Below are 24,602 nucleotides of genomic sequence, written 5' to 3'. Positions count from 1 at the left end.
CGGACGCCCCTTACCAGGGCCGACAGCTCATCTGTTGCGGGGACGGCACACCCGAGTCACCCTGTTGAGTGACCCAGAAGTGATTGGTGCTCACGCTTCGTGTTCGGGGGTCGTCGGTACGACGGGGTGAAGCATGTGGGCCTCGCGGTGAGGAGCCTCGACGATGACCGTTCCACTCGACCGGCACTATTCGGTCGAACTGCAGGTGTCGGCAGAGCGCGTTTCCCAGGTGCGGCGCATCGTCGCCGCGCACCTTCGTCACTGGAGTCTCGAACTCCAGGTCCGGCCGGTGTGCCGGGCCATGGACGAACTCCTGACCAATGTCCACCGGCATGTCGGCGACGCCAACACGTGCGTCCTCGAACTCCGCTGGACCGGCCGGCACGTCACCGTGTCGGTCGCCGACAACAGTGCCCGGATGCCACGGCTGCTGCCGTCCGGCGGCGGACTGAGCCGGGTGATGGCCCTCAGCGACAGCTGGGGCACCTGCCGGACCACGGACGGCAAAGTGGTCTGGTTCACCCGCTACGCCCAGGCGCCGCAGGCCGCGCGACTGCTGCCGTCCCCGCCGCTGCCCGGCGCGGGCGAGTCGCGCCGAGCCCCGCTCGCGGCACTCGTGTAGATCTCCGACAGCTCGCACACCCCGGCCGACGCGGAACGTGCCCCACCCGGCACGCATGATCCGCGTCGGCCGGGTACGTGCGGAAGGGGCCGCGTTGCGCCCGACCACGTGGCGCGGCACCGTCGAAGTACCGATGCAAGGAGGCCACTGCCATGCCCATCGCGACGGTCAACCCCGCGAACGGCGAACTGATCAGGTCCTACGACGCCCTCGGCGAGGAGGAGACCGAGCGCAGGATCGCCGCCGCCCACACCACCTTCCAGCAGTACCGCACCACCCCCTTCGAGCAGCGCGCCGCCTGGCTGAACCGGGCCGCCGACCTGCTGGACGAGGACCGCGACGCCATCGCCCGCACGATGACCCTCGAAATGGGCAAGCCGGTCACGGCGGCCCGCGCCGAGGCGGCCAAGTGCGCCAAGGCGATGCGCTGGTACGCGGCCAACGCCGGGCGCCTGCTCGCCGACGAGCACCCGGACCCCGCCGACGTGACGGACTCCGGTGCCTCGCGCGCCCTGGTCCGCTACCGGCCGCTGGGTGTCGTCCTCGCCGTGATGCCGTGGAACTTCCCCCTCTGGCAGGTGATCCGCTTCGCCGCTCCCGCGTTGATGGCGGGCAACGTCGGCCTCCTCAAGCACGCCTCGAACGTGCCGCAGACCGCGCTGTACCTGGAGGACCTCTTCCACCGGGCCGGATTCCCGGCGGGCTGCTTCCGTACGCTGCTGATCGGCTCGGGCGCCGTCGACGCCGTCCTGCGTGACCCCCGGGTCGCGGCGGCCACCCTCACCGGCAGCGAACCGGCGGGCCGCGCCGTCGCCTCCACCGCCGGTGACGAGGTCAAGAAGACCGTGCTGGAGCTGGGCGGCAGCGACCCGTTTGTCGTGCTGCCCTCGGCCGACGTCGAGAAGGCCGCGGCCACGGCGGTGACGGCGCGCGTCCAGAACAACGGCCAGTCCTGTATCGCGGCCAAGCGGTTCATCGTCCACGCCGATGTGTACGACACGTTCGCCGAGCACTTCACCGCGGGGATGCGGGCCCTCACCGTCGGCGACCCGCTGGAGGAGTCCACCGACATCGGGCCCCTCTCCAGCGAACAGGGCCGCACGGACCTGGAGGAGCTGGTCGACGACGCCGTGGAGCGCGGCGCCACCGTCCTGTGCGGCGGCGGCCGGCCCGACAAGCTCGGCGGCGGCCTGGAGAACGGCTGGTTCTACAGCCCGACCGTGCTCGCCGGGATCACCCCCGCCATGCGCATCCACCGCGAGGAGACCTTCGGCCCGGTCGCCACCCTCTACCGGGTCGCCGACCTCGACGAGGCCGTCCACCTGGCCAACGACACGCCGTTCGGGCTGAGTTCCAACGTGTGGACGCGGGATGCGGGGGAGCAGGAGCGGTGCGCCCGCGACCTGGAGGCGGGCGGGGTCTTCTTCAACGGGATGACCGCCTCGCACCCGGCCCTCCCCTTCGGCGGGATCAAGCGCTCCGGTTACGGGCGGGAGCTGGCCGGGCACGGCATCCGCGAGTTCTGCAACGCGACCACGCTCTGGTACGGCCCCGAGAAGTCCTGACGCGGCCCCTCCCTGTTTCTCCCACTCCACGAGGAGACCCGCTCCGTGAGCGACACCCACACTCCGTCCGCACTCTCCGACGAGGAACTTGCCGCGCTCGACGCGCACTGGCGCGCCGCCAACTACCTCGCCGTCGGCCAGATCTACCTGATGGCCAACCCCCTCCTCACCCGGCCGCTCACCCCCGAGGACATCAAGCCGCGGCTGCTCGGCCACTGGGGCACCTCACCAGGGCTCAACCTCGTCCACACCCACCTCAACCGCGTCGTCAAGGACCGGGGTATCGAGGCGCTCTGCGTCTGGGGCCCCGGCCACGGCGGTCCGGCCGTCCTCGCCAACGCCTGGCTGGAGGGGAGCTACTCCGAGACCTATCCCGACGTGCCCCGCACCACCGAGGGCATGGGCCGGCTCTTCAAGCAGTTCTCCTTCCCCGGCGGGGTGCCGAGCCACGTCGCGCCGGAGACGCCCGGCTCCATCCACGAGGGCGGCGAACTGGGCTACGCCCTCACCCACGCCTACGGGGCCGCGTTCGACCACCCGAATCTGCTGGTCACCTGCGTGATCGGCGACGGCGAGGCGGAGACCGGACCGCTCGCCGCCTCCTGGCACGCCAACAAGTTCCTCGACCCGGTCCACGACGGGGCCGTCCTGCCGGTCCTCCACCTCAACGGCTACAAGATCGCCAACCCCACCGTCCTGGCCCGGCTCCCCGAGGACGAGCTCGACCAGCTCCTGCGCGGCTACGGCCACGACCCGCTGTACGTCACCGGCGACGACCCGGCCACCGTCCACCGGGCGATGGCCGCCGCGATGGACACCGCCGTGGAGCGGATCGCCGCTCACCAGCGCGCGGCCCGCGAGGAGGGGGCGGCCGAGCGCCCCCTCTGGCCCATGATCGTGCTGCGCACCCCCAAGGGCTGGACCGGGCCGAAGGAGGTCGACGGCCTGCCCGTCGAGAACACCTGGCGCTCCCACCAGGTCCCGCTCTCCGGAGTCCGGGACAACCCGGAGCACCTGCGGCAGCTGGAGGCCTGGCTGCGCTCCTACCGCCCCGAGGAACTGTTCGACGCCGACGGCCGCCCCACCGAGCAGGTCCTCGCCTGCGTCCCCGAGGGGACGGCTCGGCTCGGCTCGACCCCGTACGCCAACGGCGGCCTGCTCCTGCGTGACCTGCCGGTCCCCGCCCTGGAGGACCACGCCGTACGCGTCGACAAGCCGGGCTCCGCCGCCCACTCGCCGACCCAGGTGCTCGGCGGACTCCTGGCCGACATCATGGCCGCGACGGCCGAGCGCCGGGACTTCCGGGTGGTCGGCCCCGACGAGACCGCCTCCAACCGGCTCCAGGACCTCTACCGCTCCACCGGCAAGGCCTGGCAGGCGCGGACCCTGCCCACCGACGAGCACCTCGCCCGCGACGGCCGGGTGATGGAGGTGCTCTCCGAGCACCTCTGCCAGGGCTGGCTGGAGGGGTACCTCCTCACCGGCCGGCACGGGCTCTTCTCCAGCTACGAGGCGTTCGCCCACATCGTCGACTCGATGGTCAACCAGCACATCAAGTGGCTGCGCACCTCGCGCCGGCTGCCCTGGCGGCGCCCCATCGCCTCCCTCAACTACCTGCTCACCTCGCACGTCTGGCGCCAGGACCACAACGGCTTCTCGCACCAGGACCCCGGGTTCGTCGACCACATCCTGAACAAGAGCCCCGAGGTCGTCCGGGTCTATCTGCCGCCGGACGCCAACACCCTGCTCTCCGTGGCCGACCACGCGCTGCGCAGCCGGGACTACGTCAACGTCATCGTGGCGGGCAAGCAGCCGACGTTCGACTGGCTCACGATGGAGGAGGCCCGCGCCCACTGCGCCCGCGGGGCCGGGGCGTGGGAGTGGGCCGGGACCGAGGACGGCAGTCGCGAGCCGGACGTGGTGCTCGGCTGCGCGGGGGACGTCCCCACCCAGGAGGTGCTGGCCGCTGCCGACCTGCTCCGCCGCCATCTGCCGGAGCTGGCCGTACGGGTGGTCAACGTCGTCGACATCGCCCGCATGCTGCCGCACGGGGAGCATCCGCACGGGATGACGGACGCCGAGTACGATGCCCTGTTCACCCGCGACAAGCCGGTGATCTTCGCGTACCACGGCTATCCCTGGCTGATCCACCGGCTCGCCTACCGCCGGACCGGCCACGCCAACCTGCATGTGCGCGGCTACAAGGAGGAGGGCACCACGACCACGCCGTTCGACATGGTGGTCCGCAACGACCTGGACCGCTACCGGCTGGTCATGGACGTCATCGACCGGGTGCCGGGGCTCGGCGTCCGCGCGGTCGCCGTACGCCAGGCGATGGCCGATGTCCGCACCCGCCACCACGCCTGGATCCGCGAGCACGGCGTCGACCTGCCCGAGGTGGAGGAGTGGAGCTGGGGCGGCTGAGGCGGTCGAGGCAGTCGGGGTGATCATGGGGGTGTCCGCCTGACCCCGTCCCGCCGGAGACCCCCATGAAGCTGCGTTGCGCCGTGATCGAGGACTTCCAGTCCGCCGCCACCACCGTCGCCGACTGGTCGTCCGTCACCGCCGACGTGGACGTCGTCACCTTCACCGAACACCTGGGCAGTACAGAGGAAGTCGCCGCCGCCCTAGCGGAGTTCGACATCGTCGTCACCCTGCGGGAACGGGTCCCGTTCCCGGCGGAGGTGTTCGCGCGCCTGCCCCAGCTCCGGCTGCTGATCGCCTCCGGCATGCGCAACTCCGTGATCGACTTCGCCGCCGCCGAGCAGCACGGCGTCATCGTCTGCGGCACCGCCAGCTCCTCCACCCCGCCGGTCGAACTCACCTGGGCCCTGCTGCTGGGCCTGGCCCGCTCCATCGTCCCCGAGGCCAACGGCCTCCGCGCGGAAGGGCCTTGGCAGTCCACCCTGGGAGCCGACCTGCACGGCCGGACGCTCGGCCTGCTGGGCCTGGGCAAGATCGGCAGCCGGGTCGCCCAGGTGGGCCGGGCCTTCGGCATGGAGGTGGTGGCCTGGAGCCAGAACCTCACGGAGGACCGGACGAAGGAGGTCGGCACCGCGCTCGCCGCGTCCAGGGAAGAGCTGCTGGAGGCCGCCGACTTCGTCTCCGTACACCTGGCGTTGAGCGAGCGCACCCGGGGGCTCATCGGCGCCGCCGAGCTGGCCCGGATGCGCCCCACCGCCTACCTGGTCAACACCAGCCGGGCCGCCATCGTCGACCAGGACGCCCTGCTCGCCGCCCTGCACGCCGGGACCATCGCGGGCGCCGGGATCGACGTGTTCGACACCGAACCCCTCCCGGCCGGCCACCCGATGCGCACCGCCCCGCGGCTGCTGGCCACCCCGCACCTGGGGTACGTCTCGCGTGCCAACTACGCGACGTACTACGGCCAGGCGGTCGAGAACATCCGGGCGTTCCTCGACGGGGAGCCGGTCCGCCGCATCGGGTGAGGGGCCCGCTGAGGTGGCTCCGGCCGGCCGCCCTCGCCCGCGCACAGAGACTCAGAACCGCAGCGCCGCCGCGATCCGCCCGTGCCCGGCCAGCGAGTCGTCCTCGACGAACACCACATCGGCCCCGCCGTCCAGCGCCGCCTCGATCAGCTCGTCCACGATGTCCTCGCGGACCTCCGGGTCGTCCGACTGCGTGGTCCCCTCGGGGACCGGCTCCAAGTGCCCGTCGGTCACCCGGACGGTGGTCTGGAAGTGCTCCTCCACCGCGACCAGCCCCACCCGGCCCTCCCGGACGGCGGCCCACACCTCGTCGAGCCCGGCGGCGAACGCGTGGGCGCTGCGCGCGTTGTCGAGGCGCCGCTCCACGTCGGCCGTGGCCTGCCGGGCCCCTTCCTCCAGCGCGGGCCGCAGCTCCTTGAGGACCTCGGCGGGCGGCAGGTCGGCCGGCGCGCCCTTGGCGACGCGTCCGACGGCCGCCTTCGATCCCTCACCGACCTCGTCCAGCAGGGAGAGGGCGGGCGGCAGCCCCATCACGTACAGCGGACGCGGGTCGGTGGCCAGCACGGCGCGCAGCTTCTGGTCGACGGTACGGAAGAAGTTCCGCGTGTCCTCGTAGGCGAACGTGCTCGGGGTGTCCCCGATCCGCTCCTCACGCTGCGGGTTGGGCGCCTCCTTCGGCGCGGTCAGGGGGAACCCGCCGGTCTCCCGCACCTCGATGCCGCCGTCCGTGCCGTTCCACAGGGTGGCGTGGTCGGCGGCGACGGTGAGCGCCCAGTACGGACGGGCCTGGGCCTTAGCGGCGACCAGGTTGCGGGTGAGGTAGCTGTCGCTGAGCACCACCCGTTCGGGTGCGGTGCGCGGTAGCTGCCAGATCTGGTGCTCGTCCGCCGTGGCCAGGACGACCAGCGAGTCCAGGGCCCGGCGCGGGTCCACCTCGTCGGCCGCCCGCTCCAGTTCGGCCCTGATGGCGGCGGCCGTCTCCCGGCTCACCCGCGGATCGGCGTCCAGGCGGTTGCCCGCCTCCGCCACCAGGTTGCGCAGCCGCACAGGGTCCTGGTTGTTGTCCGGGGCCGTCCGGTGGGTCGGCATGGTCAGGGACAGGGCCGGATAGGGCCGGGTCGCCCGCAGCTCCCGCAACAGGCCGGCGGTCAGGGCGTCCGTGTCCATCGTTCCCTCCCAGGGCTCGAACCCGCTCCCGTATGAAGCGGATGCTTCGACGAGTCAATTCATACCGTTTGATTCTAATATGGGCGAGTTGGTGATCATTCTTCTCGTGGTCTTCGTCTTCTTGCCTCCCGATTGGACGGAATGTCCGTGAAAGCGCATCCCTTCCCGCGCGGAGCCCGCGTTCTGGTCCCCGCCGTGGCCGCCGCCCTCCTGCTCGCCACCACCGCGGCCTGCGACTCCGACACCACGAGCGAGGGCACCTCAAGCAGCGTGCGGACGCTCACGCCGGACCATTCCGAGCACGAGGAATCGCCGTCCCAGGAGCAGAGCCCAGGCACCCAGCAGAGCCCGGACGCCCAGCAGAGTCCGCGCACCCAGCAGAGCTTCGCCGCCTCCGTCTCCGCCGAGACCGAACGCCTCCGGCAGGAGGCCGCCAAGCGGCTCGAAGGCGTCGAGGGCCGGGGCGACGCGGTCGCCGAAGTCTCGGTGAGCGGGCTGCCCGTCGCCGCGTCGGAGGAGGTCCGCAGCGCGCGCGTCCGGGTCACCAACCCCACGGACGAACCCGCCTTCTACGCGGTGAAGGTGGAGTTCGTCGACGCGGAGGACAAGGTCCTCGACACGGTGGTCGTCGGGGTGGAGGACGCCCCGCCGGGCCGTACGGTCGACGCCCAGGCCAACAGCCGCAAGGCCGCCGGGGTGAAGACCTTCCCCCGGGTCGCCCAGGCCGAGCGCGGCTGAGGGGCGCGGCGATGAGTGCTTCCGACGCGGTGACCGACTCGCTCAAGAGGATGCGCGCCGAATTCGGCGACCTGCCCGGCGGCCGGCCGGCCGACTACATCCCGCAGCTGGGCCTCGCCGACCCGGACGCCTTCGGGCTGGCCCTGGTCAGCATGGACGGGCACCGCTACAGCGCGGGCGAGGCCGAGGTCCCCTTCACCCTCCAGTCCGTCTCCAAACCGTTCATCTACGCCCTCGCGCTCTCCCTCCTCGGCCTCGACGAGGTGAGCCGGTGGGTGGGCGCCGAGCCGAGCGGCGACGCGTTCAACGCCATCAGCCTGGAACCCGACACCGGGCGGCCCGCCAACGCCATGGTCAACGCCGGTGCCATCGTCACCACCGCCCTGATCCCCGACACCCCCGGCGAACCCGCCTTCGAACGCATCCTGCACTGCCTCGGCCGCTTCGCCGGGCGTGAGCTGGACGTGGACGAGGAGGTGTTCGCCTCGGAGTCCATGACCGGTGACCGCAACCGGGCGCTCGCGTACCTGATCCGCTCCACCGGCACCCTGCCCGTCGACCCGGTCCTGGCGGTCGACCGGTACTTCCGCCAGTGCGCGGTACGCGTCACCGCCGTCGACCTCGCGACGATGGCCGCGACACTCGCGTACGGCGGGGTCAACCCGGTCACCCGCGACCAGGTCGTCTCCGCGGAGGTCGCCGCGCGCGTGCTCGCCGTCATGGCCACCTGCGGGATGTACGACGGCTCGGGGGAGTGGCTGCTGCGGATCGGGCTGCCCGCCAAGAGCGGGGTCTCCGGCGGGCTCATCGCGGTCGGCCCCGCCCGCTTCGGCGTCGCCACCTACAGCCCGCCGCTGGACACCACCGGTACGTCGGTACGCGGCCACGCCGCACTCGGCGCGCTCTCGGAGCGGTACGGACTCCACCTGATGCTCAACCCCGCGCTCCCCGGCTCCACCGTCAGCCTCGTCACCACCGCCGACGACCTGCCGACAGCCCCTTCGGCCGACCACGAGAGAGCCCTTCACGAGAAGGTCGGCGTGGTCGTGGCGCAGGGGGCCATCGACTTCACGGCGGCCGAACGCGTGCTGTACGCGCTGGACGAGTCGGGGCCCGAGCAGAGCGGCTCCGTCGTCCTGGACCTGCACGACGTGACCGCCATCGACTCGGTCGCCCTGTCGATGCTGCACACCGGTCTCGCCCGGCTCTCCACCGACGGCAGGCGCGCGGCGGTCGTCGACCCGCGCGACCTGCTGGGCCCGCCGGACGTCGTACGGGAGGGCATCGGCCAGGACCTGCCGCGCTACGCGACCCGCGAGGCCGCGGTGGAGGGCACGGCGAAGGCCCTGGCCGGGGAGGGCTGATCTCTTCCGGGCCCGGGACTACCAGATCGCCCCGACCCACTCGGGGTGGTCGATGAACGGGTTCCGGTTGTGCTGGAACTGCTCGAATATCACGTCGTTACGGCGCTTCTCGAAGGCGTCCGGCGGGTCCTCCTGGCTCCACTGCTTCAGCACGGACAGCTTGCCCATCTTCGGGGCGGAGCCGTTGTTCACCTGGTCGTTGGGTTCGAGGTCGGCGAAGGAGTCGTTGCCCTCGTAGCGCACGGCCATGTAGAGGATCATGCGGGCGACGTCGCCCTTGACCGCGTCGCGCGGTTCGAAGGAGTCGCCGTCGGTGTAGTTGCCGGGCGCCTCGCCCAGTTGGCTGCCGCCGTTGTCGAAGTCCTTGTTGCCGCGGGCGGAGTTGACCGAGACGTCCTCGGGGCGCAGATGGTGGATGTCGGTGCCCGGGCCCGTGGCCGTACCGAAGTCGCCGTGCGACTTGGCCCAGACGTGCTCGCGGTTCCACTGGTCGGCGTTGCCGCCGTTGTCGTTCTTGGACTGGGAGCGCCCGGTGTAGAGGAGGATCACGTTGGAGGAGTTGGCGGGGTCCTCGTCGGTGGCCTTGAGCGCGTCCCACACCTGGCTGTAGGAGAGCTTGGTCTGGTCGCTGATGATCGTGTGCAGCGCGGCCTTGAGCTCGGTGCCGGTCTTGCCGAGGGCGTCCTGGTAGTACGTGTCGTCGAGCGCCGCGGCGAGGGTGGCGGGACGGTCGGGCGGGGTGTCGGCGGGCGCGGCTGCCGCGGTGCCCGCGAGGACGGCGACGGCGGCCGCGGTGGCCAGCAGCGGACGCGCGTAGAACTGATGACGACGGGACATGTGGGGTGTCCTCTCGGAACGCGGGCACCACGACTCCGGCCCTGGGTGGGGGCGCTTGCCGTAGCGGCCGTGCGATGTGTGGTACGCGGGAGCCTTCCACACGCACCGTGGCCCGCGTGTGAACGCTGTGTACCTATCATGTGCAGGTCAAGATTGAGCCTGGTCGGGCCCCTGGAGCGGGAACGCTCCGGGAGCCCGGAAGGCTGTTACCCGGCGGCGGCCCAGTCGCGCAGGGCCCGGACCGAGTCGAAGTCGGCGACGTTCTTGTCCAGGGGGTCGTCGGTGTACTGATGGATCCGCCAGGACGCCTCGATCCTGGGCTTGCCGGCGGAGACGTAGTCGGCGATCCACAGCCCGTCGCCCGCGTAGTCGCTGGTGTCGTGGGTGCGCCAGAAGGCCCGGTTGCAGTAGAGCAGCACCCGGTGGCCGGGCCGCTCCCGCTTCACCTCACGGATGAAGCGGTCCTTCTCCGCGCTGCTCGCGCGCGTCCCGCCGCCGGTCTGCTCCCAGTCGACGGCGAGCAGATCGCCCTCCTTCTCCGGTGTCTTGCTCAGGAAGTACGCCACCTGGTCCTTGATGTCCCCCGGCCAGAGGAAGTGGTAGAAGCCGACGACGCACTCGGCGTCCCGGGCCCGCTTCACCTGGGCGTCGAGACGTGGATTGACATAGGTGCGGCCCTCGGTGGATTTGATGAAGACGAAATCGAGGCCGTCCGTGTCGTAGGAGGGCTGGTAGGCGCTGACGTCGACGCCGTGGAGCATGGGCACCGCCTCAAGAGGTGAGAACCGACATTCCGGTTCTGCCCACTCCTCGTACGGCCCAATGACCGGTTCACTCTCCCGGGTGGCCCACCGGGCCTGGCCCTCTCGGATGCGGCCCGGCCCGCGCGGCGCGAGAATTGCCGCAAGGACGAGGAGGAGGCGGCATGAGCGAAGACCCCGAATCCGTATCCGCGGCCGTGCCCGAGGCGTCGGGTGTCACCCCCGACCGGCTTCTGCACACGGGCGCGAGCGACACGCCGAGCGCGGAGGACGTGGTGCTCGCCTCCGGGCGGGACCTGACCCCCGAAACCCTGGAGTGGGCGCGGCGCAAGCTGGCCGACGAGGGGCGCTCCGCCCTCGACAGACAGCTGCCCTGACGGAGCCCCCGGCTGCGCCCGCAGGCCGGGCGGGGCCGCCCGGTGGGCCGGGCGGCCAGGGCGATACGACCGAGGGGCCGGGGAGCGTGTGGGGCGCCCCCGGTTCCTCGGTTAGCCTGAGTGACATATGAACCGTTTGACGACCTCACAGGGCACTTTCGAGCTTGCCCGCTTCCCCGAGCACCCCAGCGACCCCCTCCGGGCCTGGGACGCCGCCGACGAATACCTGCTCCGCCAGCTGACGGATCCCGAGACGGGCCCTGTCGACCTCTCGGGCACGGTCGCCGTCGTGGGGGACCGGTGGGGTGCCCTGGCCACCGCGCTGGCCGCCCACCGGCCCGTCCAGATCAGCGACTCCTACCTGGCCCGGCGTGCCACCCAGGCCAATCTGGACCGCAACGGCCTGGACCCGGACGCCGTGACGCTGCTGTCCTCGCGCGACACCCCGCCGGGCCGCATCGATGTGCTGCTGGTCCGGGTGCCGAAGTCCCTGGCGTTCCTGGAGGACCAGCTGCACCGGATCGCCCCGGCCCTGCACGCGGGCACGGTGGTCATCGGCACCGGCATGGTCAAGGAGATCCACACCTCGACCCTCAAGCTCTTCGAGCGGATCGTCGGCCCGACCCGCACCTCCCTCGCGGTGCGCAAGGCGCGGCTCATCTTCAGCACCCCGGACCCCGAGCTCACCCGCACGCCGAGCCCGTGGCCGTACCGCTACGAACTGTCCGGCGATGTCGGCCCCGTCTCCGGCCGTACCGCCGTCAACCACGCCGGGATCTTCTGCGCCGAGCGCCTGGACGTCGGCACCCGCTTCTTCCTGAAGCACCTGCCCACCCGCGGCGGATCCGTCAAGATCGCCGACCTGGGCTGCGGCAACGGTGTCCTCGGCCTCTCCGCGGCGCTCGCCAACCCCGACGCGCACGTCACGTTCGTCGACGAGTCGTACGGGGCGGTTGCCTCCGCCGAAGAGACGTTCCGCCTGGGTGCGCCGGAGGGCGCGAAGGCGGACTTCCTGGTGGGCGACGGCCTCACGGACCTCGCCCCCGGCAGCCTGGACCTGGTGCTCAACAACCCGCCGTTCCACTCCCACACGGCGACCACCGACGCCACCGCCCGCACGATGTTCGTCGGCGCGCGCACCGCGCTGCGACAGGGCGGCGAACTCTGGGTGGTGGGCAACCGGCACCTCTCGTACCACACGCACCTGCGCCGGATCTTCGGCAACTGCACCACGGTGGCGGGCGACCCGAAGTTCGTGGTCCTGCGCGCCGTCAAGCGCTGACGGCGGAGATCAGGGTCCCCGGCCCTTCCAGATTCTTGCAACACGTTCTACTGTGTGCGCCGCCGCACACGGGCGACGCAGACGCGAGACTCTGGAGGGGCCGTGCACCTCGAATACACGCCTGAGCAAGAGCAGTTGCGCACCGAACTCCGTACCTACTTCGCCGCCCTGGTCCCCGACAACGCCTACGCCCGCTACGCGGAACCCGCCGCCCAGAAGCGCTTCTACCGCGAGACGGTCCGCCGGCTCGGCGCCGACGGCTGGCTGGGCGTGGGCTGGCCGAAGGAGTACGGCGGCCGGGGGCTCACCCCGATCGAGCAGTTCATCTTCTTCGACGAGGCGGCCCAGGCGGGCGTGCCGCTGCCGCTGATGGCGCTGAACACCGTCGGGCCCACGATCATGCAGTTCGGCTCCGACGAGCAGAAGACGTACTTCCTGCCGAAGATCCTCGCCGGGGAGATCGACTTCGCGATCGGCTACAGCGAGCCGGACGCCGGCACGGACCTCGCCGCCCTCAAGACCCGCGCGGTCCGCGACGGGGACGCGTACATCGTGAACGGCCAGAAGATCTGGACCACCAATGGCGACACCGCCGACTGGGTCTGGCTCGCCGTCCGCACCGACCCCGAGGCCCCGCCGCACAAGGGCATCACCATGCTCCTGGTCCCCACGAGCGATCCCGGCTACTCCTGCACCCTGATCAACACGCTCGCCTCGCACGACACCACGGCCAGCTACTACGAGAACGTGCGCGTCCCCCTCACCCACCGCGTGGGCGAGGAGAACAAGGGCTGGCGGCTCATCACCAACCAGCTCAACCACGAACGTGTCACCCTCGCCGCCCACGGCACCATGGCGGTCCGCGCCCTGCACAACGTCCAGCGCTGGGCCGCCGACACCAAGCTCACCGACGGCCGCCGCGTCATCGACCTCCCCTGGGTCCGCACCCGCCTCGCCCGCACCCACACCCGCCTGGACGCCATGAAACTGCTCAACTGGCAGATGGTCTCCGCCCTCCAGAACGCCACCCTCACCCCCCAGGACGCCTCAGCGGTCAAGGTCTACGGCTCCGAGGCCCGCCGCGACGCCTACGCCTGGCTGATGGAGATCGTCGGCTCGTCGGGCCCCCTGAAGGAGGGCTCCGCCGGCGCGGTCCTCCACGGCGAACTGGAACGCGGCTACCGGTCGGCGGTCATCTTCACCTTCGGCGGCGGCAACAACGAGATCCAGCGCGAGATCATCTCCTGGATCGGGCTGGGGATGCCTCGGGTGCGGCGGTGAGGCGCTGGCTCGCGGTGGCGCGACGCGTCACGTATTCCACGCCGGCCGAAACGTAGGAGTGATGTACCCCACAGCAGAACAAACGTGTGAACACGCAACGGTCCGCGGGCCATACTGATTGTCATGACACCGACTGGGGCCGCGTGTTCGCCCGGATCCGCGCCCGCCCCGACTCGTGTCCTCACTGCGGCACCCCGGTGTGCCCCGCCGATGTCGGGTCGGTCCGCAATTGCGCCTGTACCCGCCACGGTCGGTCCTACGACCTGGCCGACGCGCTGGTGAGCGCGGCGAAGCGGTCGGACCATCCCGAATCGTTCGGTGGCGTGGCAGGAAGGGGTCCGTCATGAGCCTTCGCGCGCTCGCCCGCATGTATGCGGACGGCGAGGTGTCGACGACGGGGGTACTGGCCGAGCTCGGCCGACGCGTGGACACTCCACTGTCCGAGGGGCAGCGCGGCCTGTGGGCACTGGCCAAGATGGAGCCGGAGACGTACGCCTACAACGTTCCCCTGTGCTTTTCGTGCGCGGACCCGGATACCGCGGCGCTTCAGGCCGCATTCCGCGACACGCTGTCACGGCATCCGCTTCTCTCGGCCACGGTGCGCGAGACGGGTGACGGGCCGCGTCTGTCCCACGGAGACGCGGACGGTTTCTCCGTCGAGGACGTGGACATCTCCGATGTGCCGTCCGGCCGGGTGCTGGACCTTTTGAAGGAAAGGGCCAGGCGGCCGTTCGACCTGGCCGGTGGTCCCTTGGCCAGGCTGGCCGTCCTGCGTCGCTCCGCGTCCGAGGCGTACGTGCTGCTGGTCGTTCATCACCTCGTGATCGACGGGGTGTCGGGGCGTCTCGTCATCGACACGCTGTTCAGCTCGTACCGGGCGCGGGTCGAGGGGCGGGACGTGCCGATCGAGGTGGGCTCCGCCTCATTCGGTGAGTTCGTCGCGTGGGAGCGGGACGCACTCGCAGACGAACGTGCCGAGGAGGACCGCGAGTTCTGGGTGCGGGAGCTCGCCGGCGCGGACATCCTCACAGGGTTGCCCTCGCAGACGGCTCTGCCGCCGGACGCTCCTCATGTGGGCGAGGTGCACACCAGCCGGTTACCGGAAGAGCGGGCCGCCGCCATCGCGGCTTTCACCGCTTCCCATGAGATCAGCCCGGGGATCTTCTTCCTGGCGGCCTTCCTGACACTGCTGCACCGGTACACCGGAAACGAGGACCTCGTCATCGGGATGCCGGTGGCCGGGCGCCCGACGGAACACTTCGACCCGATCGTCGGCTGCTTCGTCAACACGCTGCCCGTCCGGAGCAGGCCGGACGCCTCCGAGGAGTTCACGTCGTTCGCCCGGCGCGTGCGGTCCACGGTGCTCGACGTACTCGAGCACGGGACCTACCCGTTCCACCGGATCGTGGGCGATCTCGGTGCCCGGGGCGTGAATCCGCGGTTGCCTCTGTACCAGATCGTGTACAACTACCAGGATTCCGCTCTCTCCGGATACCTGGGCGAGCGGGCCCGCACCACCGGTGAGAGCGACTTCGAGCTCGTGGACGGGCTGTACCAGCTGGGTGAGTACGACCTCACGGTGGACGTGGCTCCCGGTGACGGGTTCCTGGTGAACTGGAAGTACCATCCCGACGCCTTCTCGGCCCACGCCGTCGCGGCCATGGCAGGACACTTCGCCACCCTCGTGGACAGCATCCTCGAATCGGACGGGCAGTCGCCGACAGGCAGGCTGAACCTGCTCGACGACGAGGAACGGCGCCTCGTCATCGAGGCATGGAACCGCACTGAGACCGACTTCCCCGCGCACCGGACGTGCTGGGACCTCTTCGCGGAGCAGGCGGAGACGCACCCGGACGCCCCGGCGGTCTCCTGCGGGGAGCGGACCCTCTCCTATCGTGAACTCGCGGACCGCAGCTCGGCACTGGCACAGGCGCTGACGCGCCAAGGCGTCGGCCCCGGGGACGTCGTCGGGGTCTGCTACGAACGGTCGCCCGACCTTGTCGTGGCCCTCCTCGCCGTCATGAGGCTCGGCGCGGTGTACCTGCCCCTGGACAGCCGGCTGCCGGCCGAACGCCTCTCCTACATGGTCGAGGACAGCGGCGCGCAGCTCGTCATCTGCCATGAGGCGGTGATGGACAGGCTGGCCGCCGTGGGGACACCGAGGACGAGGCTGTACGTGACCGACCGCCAGGACGATCAGGCCGCCGAGGCAAGGGCAGCGGCGGCGGGGGAGAGGACCGCCGATGTGCCGGACCCGGGAGCTACGACACCTCCTGCCGCCTACATCATCTACACCTCGGGCAGCACGGGGCAGCCCAAGGGCGTCGTCGTCCCGCACACGGCGCTGACCAATTTCCTGCTGGCCATGGCCGACACGCTGCACGTGACGTCCGACGACCGGCTGTTGGCCCTCACCACACACAGCTTCGACATCGCCGCCCTGGAGCTCTACCTCCCGCTGATCACCGGCGGGCAGGTCCATATCGCCGATTCGGCCACGGCCGCAGATGCCACGTTGCTGGCCGAGAAGGTCGCCGACTGGCGGCCCACCATCATGCAGGCCACGCCGGCGACCTGGGCCATGCTGATGCGCGTCGGGTGGCAGAACACCGAGGGCGTCAAGGTGTTGTGCGGCGGCGAGGCGTTACCCGACGGCCTGAAGGACCAACTCGTGGCGCGCGGCGAGGCCTGGAACCTGTACGGGCCCACGGAGACGACCATCTGGTCGGCGGCCAAGCGGCTGCGCCGTGAGGAGCCGGTGACCATCGGCAGCCCCATCGCCAACACCCAGCTGTACGTCCTCGACCAGCACTTGAGCCCCCTGCCGGTCGGCGTGACCGGCGAGCTGCACATCGCGGGCGACGGGGTCGCCCTGGGCTACCACCGGAAGCCGGAGCTGACGGCCGAGCGCTTCCTGGACAACCCGTTCGCGCCCGGACGGCTGTACCGGACCGGTGACCGCGCGCGCCGGCTGCCGAACGGCGAGATCGTCGTCCTGGGCCGGATGGACAACCAGGTCAAACTGCGCGGCCACCGCATCGAACCCGGTGAGATCGAGGTGGTGCTCGATGCCCACCCGGAGATCGGCCGGAGCGTCGTCCTGCTCGAACAGGGCGGCCTGTCCGACCGGCTCACGGCCTACTACACCGGGAACGGGGACGCGCCGGTCGACGCCGCGCTGCTGCGCGCGGAACTCGCCAAGACCCTCCCCGCCTACATGCTCCCCGCCGCATTCGTGGCCCTGGACGCCTTCCCGCTCACGGCGCACGGCAAGGTCGACCGGGCGAAGCTCACCGAGGCCGCCCGGACGGTGCCGCTCCGGGCCGCCGGTAGTCCGGTGGCCGACAGCCCGGCCGACGGCAGCCCGGTGGCCGCGCTCGACATCGAGCGGACCGTGCGCGGGATCTTCGAAGAGGTGCTCGGCTCGCGTGACATCGACCGTGGCGCGGGCTTCTTCGACATCGGCGGAGACTCGTTCGCGGCCATCGAAGCGGTGGAGCGGATCAACCGCGATTTCGGCTGCTCGTTGCGGCCCACCAGCGTTTTCGCGCACCCGTCCGTCGCGGCGATGACCCGGCACCTGACGGGGCTGCTGCCTGCCGGGGAGGCACCTGCCGGGCAGGCATCTGCGGCGCAGCCGGTCGAGGCCGGGCCCGAGCGGCAACCTGATCCGCGCCCGGCCGCTCCGGCGGCCGACGCCGCCGCACCCGATGACGCGATCGCGGTGATCGGCATCTCCTGCCGGTTCCCCGGAGCCATGGACCACCGCGCCTTCTGGTCCGCGCTCGTGGAAGGACGCAGCGGCTCCACGTCCTGGTCGGCCGAGGAACTGCGCGCGCTCGGAGTGCCGGAGGAGCTGATCACCCGGCCCGGATACGTGCCGCAGCGGTCGGTCGTGGACGGCAGGGCGGAGTTCGACGCGGCGTTCTTCGACATCTCCCCCCGCGACGCCGAGTTCATGGACCCGCAGGCGCGCCTGCTGCTGCAGCACGCGTGGCAGGCGCTGGAGGACGCCGGTTACCGCCCGGAGGATGTCCCCGGGACCAGCGTCACCACGTCCACGAGCACCAACTTCTACCAGGCCCTGCTCCCGGCCCTGATGGCGAACGCGTCGGGCCCACGGGTGCTGGCGAGCTCCGAGACGTACGCCGCATGGCTGTTCGCCCAAGGCGGCACGGTGCCCACCATGATCTCCACAAAGCTGGGCCTGCGTGGCCCCAGCATGGCGGTGAACACCAACTGCTCCTCCGCTCTGAGCGCGGTGCACGTCGCCTGTCAGGGACTCCTGGCCGGTGACGTGGACCAGGCGATCGTCGGCGCGGCCAGCCTGTTCTCCGCCGGGGAACTGGGATATGTGCACCAGCCGGGCCTGAACTTCTCGAGCGACGGGCGCAGCCGCGCGTTCGCCGACGGCGCCGACGGCATGTCCGGCGGTGAAGGTGTCGGCGTGGTCGTCCTCAAGCGCGCCGGTGAGGCGATCGCCGCCGGCGATCACATCTACTGCCTGATCCGCGGCATCGCGGTGAACAACGACGGCGGCGACAAAGCGGGGTTCTACGCGCCAAGTGTGCGCGGTCAGGCGGAGGTGATCCGCAAGGCGCTGGACAAGGCGGGCACGGACCCGTCGACGATCAGCTACGTCGAAGCGCACGGCACGGGCACGAGGCTCGGCGATCCCATCGAAGTCGCGGCGCTGACCGAGGCGTACCGCCACTCCACGGCACGCAGCCAGTACTGCGGCATCGGCTCGGTCAAGAGCAACATCGGCCACCTGGACGCGGCCGCGGGCATCGCCGGCCTCATCAAGGTGGCCCTGTCCTTGCAGCACGGAGAGGTGCCGCGGACCCTGCACAGCGACGTGCCGAGCCCGGAGATCGACTGGGACGAGTCACCGTTCTTCGTGGCCGACCGGAATCTGCCGCTGGACGGCGACGGGCCCGCGCGGGCGGGACTGAGCTCCTTCGGGATCGGCGGCACCAATGTGCACGCGGTACTGGAACAGGCACCGGCCGGTGCGCGGGCCGCCGTACGCCCCGGCCCCCAGGCGGTGGTCCTCTCGGCCCGCGACGGGGAGCGGCTCGGCGTCCTCGCGCGGCAGCTTCTGGAGTTCCTGCCGGGATACCGGGACGCGCACGGCGACCTGGCGTCGCTCGCGTACACGCTCCAGGTCGGACGGCGGGCGATGGCCGAACGCGTGCTCTTCGTCGTCAACGACGTCGACGGGCTGATCGCCACCCTTCAGGACTACGTCGGGCGCGGGACGCGCGGAACGGTGTTCGAAGGGACGGCCCGACGGCCTGAGGACCAGCTGCTCGGCCTCTTCGACCGCCCCGGCGAGCTCCGGGACCTGGTCGCCGGGTGGCTCGAACGCGGGGAGTGGGAGAAGATCGCGCCCCTGTGGGTCAACGGCATCGACGTCGACTGGCACGCCTGCCACGGCGGGCGTCCGCCGGTGCGGGTGAGCCTGCCGGCGTATCCGTTCGCCGCGAAACGGTACTGGCCGGCTGCCGAGGCGGTGCCGGTGCCTCGGGCCACCGACCCGCTCGACGCGGAAGCGTTGCTCGTGGCGGCGGCCCGGCCTGCGAGCGTCGAGACGTTCCTGTCCGGTCGCATGTCCGCCACGGACGAGCTGGACAGCCTCTCGCGCCCGCTCGTGCTCGCACAGCTCGTGGCGGCGGGACTCTTCGACGCGCCCGTCCGTCGCGACCTGATCGGGCAGCGGATCACGCCGTCCTTCGCCCAGTGGCTCGACCATACGGTGACCGTGCTGCTGAGCCACGGGGAGCTCGTGCGTGAGGGTGCCTTCGTGGCGCCCAGGAAAGGTGCGCCGGGCCTCGAACAGGCGTGGCGCGCCTGGCGTGCGTGGAAGGGCCCCCGTGCCGGAGATCCGGAGCTGGCGGCCAAGACCGGCCTGACCGAGCGCATGATCGAGGCCTTGCCCGCGATCCTTGCCGGGCGGACGAAGGCCACGGCGGTCATGTTCCCGGGCGGCTCGTTCGAGCTGGTCGAACCGGCGTACCGGGGGAACGCGACGGCCGACTACTTCAACGACGTGACGGCCGGCGCGGTGCGCGCGGAGGTGGACGCCCGCCGCGACGGGGTCCGGCTGCTGGAGATCGGAGCGGGCACCGGCAGCACCAGCGAGCGCGTTTTCGCCCGGCTGACGGGCCGCGACCTCGCCGAGTACCGCTATACGGACATCTCGAAGGCGTTCCTGATCGACGCGGAGCGGCGGTTCGCCGGCCACGTGCCGTACGTGTCCTTCTCGACCTTCGACGTGGAGCGGGAGCCCGGCGCACAGGGACTCGTCCCGGGACACTACGACATCGTCATCGCCAACAACGTCCTGCACGCCACCCAGGACATCGTGCGGGCGGTACGTCATGCCCGAGCCCTGCTGCGGCCCGGCGGAGTCCTCGTACTCAACGAGCTGGCCCGGAACGACTGGTGGTCGCACCTCACCTTCGGGCTCCTCGAAGGGTGGTGGCGGTTCACGGACGGAAGGCGTATGGAGGGTGGACCGGCGCTGTCCTCGGACGCGTGGCGCGACGTGCTGCGGGAGTGCGGGTTCGACACGGTCGAGCTCCTGGCGGAGCCCGCCCGGGACCTGGGCCAGCAGATACTGCTGGCGCGCGCCGGCTCGCCCGTCCCGCGCCGGGATCCGCGGCCTGCCGCGACCGGATCGCTCGGTTCGCCCGGTTCGATCGAGGAGCACGTCCGCGCGACCGTCGAGCGGATCCTCGCCGAAACGCTGAAGCTGACCGCGGATGAGCTCGCGGCCGACAAGCCCTTCGCCGACTACGGACTGGACTCGCTCACCGGCGTCTCCCTGGTGCAGCGGCTCAACGAGTCGCTGAGCACCGACCTCGATCCGAGCGTGCTGTTCGAGAACCCGTCGATCAGGCGGCTGACGCGTTTCATCGTCGACGAGGAAGGCGCCGCCATCACGGTCGCCGTACCCGGGCCGTTCGAGGTGCTCGAGGCGTCCGCCGTAACCGTGCCGTCAGCGGTACGCGAGGTGTCTGCTGTAACCGTGCCGTCAGCGGTACGTGAGGTATCTGCCGTATCCGAGGCGTCCGCCGTACCTGAGCCGTCCGGCGTGACCAGGCCGTCCGCCGTACCCGGGCCGTCGGGCGGTGGGCGGGAGCCCGTCGCGATCGTCGGGATGAGCGGCCGGTTCCCGGGCGCCCGGGACACCGACGAGTTCTGGGACCTGCTGGCCTCCGGCCGGGACGCCGTCTCGAAGGTGGACCGCTGGGACCTCGCGTCGCTGGGCAGCGCCTGCCTGGACGGCGGTCTCCTGGACGGCGTCGACGAGTTCGACCCGCTCTTCTTCGGGATCTCCGGTGCGGAGGCCCTCTACATGGAGCCGCAGCAGCGGCTGTTCCTCCAGGAAGCGTGGCGGGCGCTCGAGGACGCGGGCCACGCGGGCGAGTCGCTCGACCGCGACCGGTGCGGCATCTACGTGGGCTGCGCCGCGGGCGACTACCTGGATCTGACAAGGCCGTCCGACTACCCGGGCCAGGCGCTGTGGGGCAACATGAACTCGCTCGTGCCGTCCCGGATCGCGTACTACCTGGACCTGCACGGGCCGGCGATCGCGGTCGACACCGCCTGCTCCAGCTCGTTGGTCTCCCTCTACCTGGCGTGTCAGGCGCTCTGGGCGGGCGAGGTCACCACGGCGATCGCGGGCGGGGTCTACGTCCAGAACTCGCCGCGGCTGTATCTGGCGGCGTCGCGGGCCGGGATGCTCTCCCCGACGGGCCGGTGCCGTGCGTTCGACCAGGCGGCCGACGGTTTCGTGCCCGCCGAGGGGGTCGGTGCGCTGATCCTCAAACGGCTCTCGGACGCCGAGGCGGACGGCGACCACATCCACGGCGTGATCCGTGGAATCGGGATCAACCACAACGGCACGACGAACGGGATCGCCGCGCCGAACGGGACCTCGCAGGAACGGCTGATCCGCCAGATCTACCAGGACTTCGCCATCGACCCCGCGGGGATCGGGCTGGTCGAGGCACACGGCACCGGGACCAAGCTCGGTGATCCGGTGGAATTCCGGGCACTCGATCGCGCGTTCCGCGGCTTCACGGACGCCGAGGGGTTCTGCTCGCTCGGCTCGACCAAGGCCTCCATCGGTCACGCGCAGGCCGCGGCCGGCGTGATCGGCGTCATCAAGACACTGCTGGCGATGAGGCACGAGGTGATCCCCGGTCTGCCCCACCACACCACGACGAACTCCAGTGTCACGCTGGCCGGCAGCCCGTTCTTCGTCCACACGGAGCCGAGGCGGTGGGCCGTGCCCGAAGGCGGCAAGCGGCGCGCCGCGGTCACGTCGCTCGGCGCGAGCGGAACCAACGCCCACGCTGTCATCGAGCAGCCGTCCAAGCCGCCCACGCCGCCGCGGAGCGGGCAGGACGGGGCGGCCCGGTTGATCGCGCTGTCGGCGGCGACGGAGCACGCCCTGCGTGAACAGGTGGCCCGGCTCGCGCGCCACTGCCGCGAGCACCCGGCCCTCGATGCCGGCGACGTGAGCCACACCCTTCTGCTCGGCCGCAGACACCTGCGGCACCGATGGGCGACGGTGGTCCGGGACATCGCGGAACTGGAGAGCCGGTGCGCCACCTGGCTCTCCGGGCAGGACATTCCGCAGCGGAGCGCGGACTCCAGGTCGCAGGCACTCGCCCAGCAGTTCCTCGATGGTGAGGCACCGGATTTCACCGAGCTGTTCCGCGACAGCCGCTACCGCCGTGTTCCGCTGCCCGGCTACCCCTTCGAGGGGGAGCGCTATGCGCTGCCGGTCCGCCCGGCGGCGGACGACGGCCCGCGGCGCGATGGGGGAGTCCTCACCGGCGACGAGTTCTACCTGCGGGAACATCAGGTGCAGGGCGCCGGGATCGTCCCGGGGGCCATGTATCTGCAGTGGGCCGCGGCAGCGGCGAGGCGGACCGCGAGCGACGCGGTCCGCCTGCACGACATCGTCTTCCTGCGGCCCCTGTCGGTGTCGGGGGCGCCGCGCGCACTGCGGGTGGATCTCCGCGCGGACGGCGACCTCACCCGGTTCACGGTGTCCTCCACGGAGTCCGCCGGAGCCGAGCCCGTACTCCACTGCCAAGGCGAGGTCTCCGCCACGGAGCCGACGGCCGCGCGGGCGCTCGATCTGCCCGCGCTGCTCCGGGATTTCCGGCCCACCGCGTTCGATCCCCAGCGGTTCTACGCCGAGTGGCGGGATCGCGGCATCGCCTACGGCCCCACGTTCCAGGGGGTCGTGGCGGTGCATCGTAGCGACGACGCGGTACTCGCCGAACTGCGGCTGCCCGGCACGGCGTCGGGAACCATGGACGGGCCCGCCCCGCACCCGGCGCTGGTGGACTCCGCGATGCAGTGCATGCGACTGCTCGACGGCGACGGCGACGATCGGGTCGGGCTGGTGTTCAGCATCAAGTCGGCCGAAGTCCTCGCCCCCGGCGCGACCGCCATGTGGGCCCTTGTACGCCGCGTCGAAGACGCGCGCGGCGCGGACCGGATTGACATCGACCTCGCGACCGACGACGGCACGGTGTGCCTGCGGCTGCGAGGCATCGCGGGCCGTCGGACCGAGCGGACGCCGGACCCGACGGACGGCGTCGCCACGCTGGTGCCGGTGTGGGATCCCCTTCAGCAGATGGACTCCGCTCAGCATTCGGAATCCGCTCAGCGGACGGAATCCGCGACGTGGCCGCAGACTTCCGCATCCGTGGGCATCATCGCGCCCCCAGGGCAGGCGCGGGACGTTCTCACCGCGCGCTTTCCCGGTGCGCACGTGGTCGCGGACCCGTCGCGGAGTACGTACGACGACCTGGAGGCGTCCCTCCGGTCGGTCCCGGAGCTCGACCATCTGGTCTGGGTGGCGCCCAGCGCTGTGGACGACGAGTCAGGTGCGAGCGTCGTCGAGGGCCAGGCCGGCGGTTCGCTGCACGCCTTCCGTACGGTGAAAGCCCTTCTGGCCGCAGGGTACGGCGCTCGTTCCTTGGGCCTGACCCTGATCACCGAGCGGGCGCACGCCGTCCATGAGGCCGAGGTCGTCGACCCGGCGCACGCCGGTGTCGCCGGTCTGGCGGGGTCGGCTGCGAAGGAGTACCCGAACTGGCGGGTGCGGGTGGCGGACGTCGAGGACTACGACGCGCCTTCCCTCGCCGCGGTGCTCGATCTGGCTGCCGACCCGGACGGCGACCTGCGTATCCACCGCGACGGCCGGTGGCACGGGCAGCGGCTGATGACGGTTCAGCCGGCCTCGCCGGCGTCGTCCCGGCTGCGGCAGGGCGGAACGTACGTCATCATCGGCGGGGCCGGCGCCCTCGGCACGGTCATCAGCGAGTACCTGATCCGCCGGTACCACGCCCAGGTGGTGTGGCTCGGACGCAGGCGGCAGGACGCGCGAGTCGAATCCGCCATCGCTCAGGCGACCGGCGCGGACGGGCCCGCGCCGCTGTACCTGCGGTGCGACGCCACCGACCTGGCGTCCCTGCGCGCGGCGAAGGACGAGATCGTACGACGGTTCGGCGCGGTGCACGGTGTCATCCACTCGGGCCTCGTGTTCTCGGGGGCGAGCCTGGACCGGATGAGCGAGGCACAGTTCGAGGACGTGCTGCGCTCCAAGGTCGACGCGAGCGTGCGGTGCATGCAGGTGTTCGGCGGTGACTCGCTCGATTTCGCCCTGTTCCTGTCCTCGATCAACTCCTACCTCAAGGCCATCAAGCAGGCGAACTACGCGGCCGCCTGCACGTTCCTCGACTCGTTCGCACTGACGGTGCAACGCCGGTACGGCGCTGCCGGCAAGGTCCTGAACCTGGGCTACTGCTTCAACAACGCACCCGCCGAGGGAGAGCGGGGCGCGGTGGTCGGAGCGCAGGCGCCGCTCATCCAGCCGGACGAGCTGACGGCGGCGATCGAACGGCTGTGCGCAGCGCCGGTCAGCAGGCTGACGCTGATGAAGTTCAGTCCCGCGCTCAACAACCGGGGCATCGTTCTGGGCGACGACGACGTCATCCTCCCCACGGCCGTGGAGCCGGAGGCTGTGCACGCCGAGGTCCAGGAACCGCCGACGGCGCCGGGCGGCGAACTGGAGCGGCTACGCGTCCGCATCGCCGAGCTGACCGCGCTCGCGATCTGATCGCGGC

At 71.3% G+C, this 24,602-nt stretch carries 13 protein-coding genes; 10 read left to right on the top strand and 3 right to left on the bottom strand.

What is annotated here, in order from left to right; genetic code table 11:
• The first annotated feature begins 163 nt into the window (after positions 1 to 163).
• The 4 genes from IF17_RS0115295 to IF17_RS0115280 all read left to right on the top strand — a co-directional run bounded on the left by IF17_RS0115295 (position 164) and on the right by IF17_RS0115280 (position 5,636).
• The gene (locus IF17_RS0115295; RefSeq protein ID WP_030566170.1) at positions 164 to 622 is read left to right on the top strand and encodes an ATP-binding protein; all 459 of its coding nucleotides are present in this window, start codon (positions 164 to 166) and stop codon (positions 620 to 622) included.
• Between the two features lie 152 nt (positions 623 to 774).
• Positions 775 to 2,187, top strand: coding sequence for an NADP-dependent succinic semialdehyde dehydrogenase (locus IF17_RS0115290; protein WP_030566169.1), 1,413 nt, complete (start codon positions 775 to 777; stop codon positions 2,185 to 2,187).
• A 45-nt stretch (positions 2,188 to 2,232) separates the two neighbouring features.
• Positions 2,233 to 4,611 (top strand): phosphoketolase family protein, encoded by a 2,379-nt coding sequence (locus IF17_RS0115285; RefSeq protein WP_030566168.1) that lies wholly within the window; start codon positions 2,233 to 2,235, stop codon positions 4,609 to 4,611.
• 65 nt (positions 4,612 to 4,676) lie between these two features.
• The gene (locus IF17_RS0115280; RefSeq protein ID WP_030566166.1) at positions 4,677 to 5,636 is read left to right on the top strand and encodes a D-2-hydroxyacid dehydrogenase family protein; all 960 of its coding nucleotides are present in this window, start codon (positions 4,677 to 4,679) and stop codon (positions 5,634 to 5,636) included.
• A gap of 51 nt (positions 5,637 to 5,687) precedes the next feature.
• Here the strand turns inward: IF17_RS0115280 and IF17_RS0115275 are convergent, their stop codons facing one another.
• Positions 5,688 to 6,803: a baeRF3 domain-containing protein gene (locus IF17_RS0115275; RefSeq protein ID WP_030566164.1), complete on the bottom strand. Its 1,116-nt coding sequence runs from the start codon at positions 6,801 to 6,803 to the stop codon at positions 5,688 to 5,690.
• Between the two features lie 147 nt (positions 6,804 to 6,950).
• Between IF17_RS0115275 and IF17_RS0115270 the strand changes: the two genes are divergently transcribed.
• Together IF17_RS0115270 and glsA are read left to right on the top strand one after the other, a co-directional pair.
• Positions 6,951 to 7,541: a hypothetical protein gene (locus IF17_RS0115270; RefSeq protein WP_030566162.1), complete on the top strand. Its 591-nt coding sequence runs from the start codon at positions 6,951 to 6,953 to the stop codon at positions 7,539 to 7,541.
• An 11-nt stretch (positions 7,542 to 7,552) separates the two neighbouring features.
• Positions 7,553 to 8,905 (top strand): glutaminase A, encoded by a 1,353-nt coding sequence (gene glsA / locus IF17_RS0115265; RefSeq protein WP_030566159.1) that lies wholly within the window; start codon positions 7,553 to 7,555, stop codon positions 8,903 to 8,905.
• An 18-nt stretch (positions 8,906 to 8,923) separates the two neighbouring features.
• Here glsA and IF17_RS0115260 read toward each other — a convergent pair whose 3' ends face one another.
• Together IF17_RS0115260 and IF17_RS0115255 are read right to left on the bottom strand one after the other, a co-directional pair.
• Complete coding sequence (locus tag IF17_RS0115260; protein ID WP_030566157.1) at positions 8,924 to 9,742, bottom strand: endonuclease I family protein; 819 nt, start codon at positions 9,740 to 9,742, stop codon at positions 8,924 to 8,926.
• Positions 9,743 to 9,948: 206 nt separating this feature from the next.
• Positions 9,949 to 10,503 (bottom strand): GH25 family lysozyme, encoded by a 555-nt coding sequence (locus IF17_RS0115255; RefSeq protein ID WP_030566155.1) that lies wholly within the window; start codon positions 10,501 to 10,503, stop codon positions 9,949 to 9,951.
• Between the two features lie 164 nt (positions 10,504 to 10,667).
• Between IF17_RS0115255 and IF17_RS0115250 the strand changes: the two genes are divergently transcribed.
• The 4 genes from IF17_RS0115250 (at position 10,668) to IF17_RS0115235 (ending at position 24,595) form a co-directional block, all read left to right on the top strand.
• Complete coding sequence (locus IF17_RS0115250) at positions 10,668 to 10,880, top strand: hypothetical protein (RefSeq protein ID WP_030566153.1); 213 nt, start codon at positions 10,668 to 10,670, stop codon at positions 10,878 to 10,880.
• A 127-nt stretch (positions 10,881 to 11,007) separates the two neighbouring features.
• The gene (locus tag IF17_RS0115245; protein ID WP_030566151.1) at positions 11,008 to 12,162 is read left to right on the top strand and encodes a methyltransferase; all 1,155 of its coding nucleotides are present in this window, start codon (positions 11,008 to 11,010) and stop codon (positions 12,160 to 12,162) included.
• Positions 12,163 to 12,264: 102 nt separating this feature from the next.
• Positions 12,265 to 13,443, top strand: a complete 1,179-nt coding sequence (locus tag IF17_RS0115240) for an acyl-CoA dehydrogenase family protein (protein WP_030566149.1) — start codon at positions 12,265 to 12,267, stop codon at positions 13,441 to 13,443.
• 343 nt (positions 13,444 to 13,786) lie between these two features.
• Positions 13,787 to 24,595, top strand: a complete 10,809-nt coding sequence (locus tag IF17_RS0115235; protein ID WP_030566147.1) for a non-ribosomal peptide synthetase — start codon at positions 13,787 to 13,789, stop codon at positions 24,593 to 24,595.
• Positions 24,596 to 24,602 lie beyond the last annotated feature (7 nt).

This window comes from Streptomyces cyaneofuscatus (genome assembly GCF_000718135.1).
Classification (GTDB): domain Bacteria; phylum Actinomycetota; class Actinomycetes; order Streptomycetales; family Streptomycetaceae; genus Streptomyces; species Streptomyces cyaneofuscatus.
The sequence above is the reverse complement of the archived record's forward strand: the minus strand, read 5'-3'. Positions and strand labels throughout refer to the sequence as shown.

Bases quoted from the DNA above. Each gene is read 5' to 3' on its own strand.
- IF17_RS0115295 (WP_030566170.1), top strand. From the start codon at position 164: ATGACCGTTCCACTCGACCGGCACTATTCGGTCGAACTGCAGGTGTCG.
- IF17_RS0115290 (WP_030566169.1), top strand. From the start codon at position 775: ATGCCCATCGCGACGGTCAACCCCGCGAACGGCGAACTGATCAGGTCC.
- IF17_RS0115280 (WP_030566166.1), top strand. From the start codon at position 4,677: ATGAAGCTGCGTTGCGCCGTGATCGAGGACTTCCAGTCCGCCGCCACC.
- IF17_RS0115275 (WP_030566164.1), bottom strand. From the start codon at position 6,803: ATGGACACGGACGCCCTGACCGCCGGCCTGTTGCGGGAGCTGCGGGCG.
- glsA (WP_030566159.1), top strand. From the start codon at position 7,553: ATGAGTGCTTCCGACGCGGTGACCGACTCGCTCAAGAGGATGCGCGCC.
- IF17_RS0115260 (WP_030566157.1), bottom strand. From the start codon at position 9,742: ATGTCCCGTCGTCATCAGTTCTACGCGCGTCCGCTGCTGGCCACCGCG.
- IF17_RS0115255 (WP_030566155.1), bottom strand. From the start codon at position 10,503: ATGCTCCACGGCGTCGACGTCAGCGCCTACCAGCCCTCCTACGACACG.
- IF17_RS0115250 (WP_030566153.1), top strand. From the start codon at position 10,668: ATGAGCGAAGACCCCGAATCCGTATCCGCGGCCGTGCCCGAGGCGTCG.
- IF17_RS0115245 (WP_030566151.1), top strand. From the start codon at position 11,008: ATGAACCGTTTGACGACCTCACAGGGCACTTTCGAGCTTGCCCGCTTC.
- IF17_RS0115235 (WP_030566147.1), top strand. From the start codon at position 13,787: ATGAGCCTTCGCGCGCTCGCCCGCATGTATGCGGACGGCGAGGTGTCG.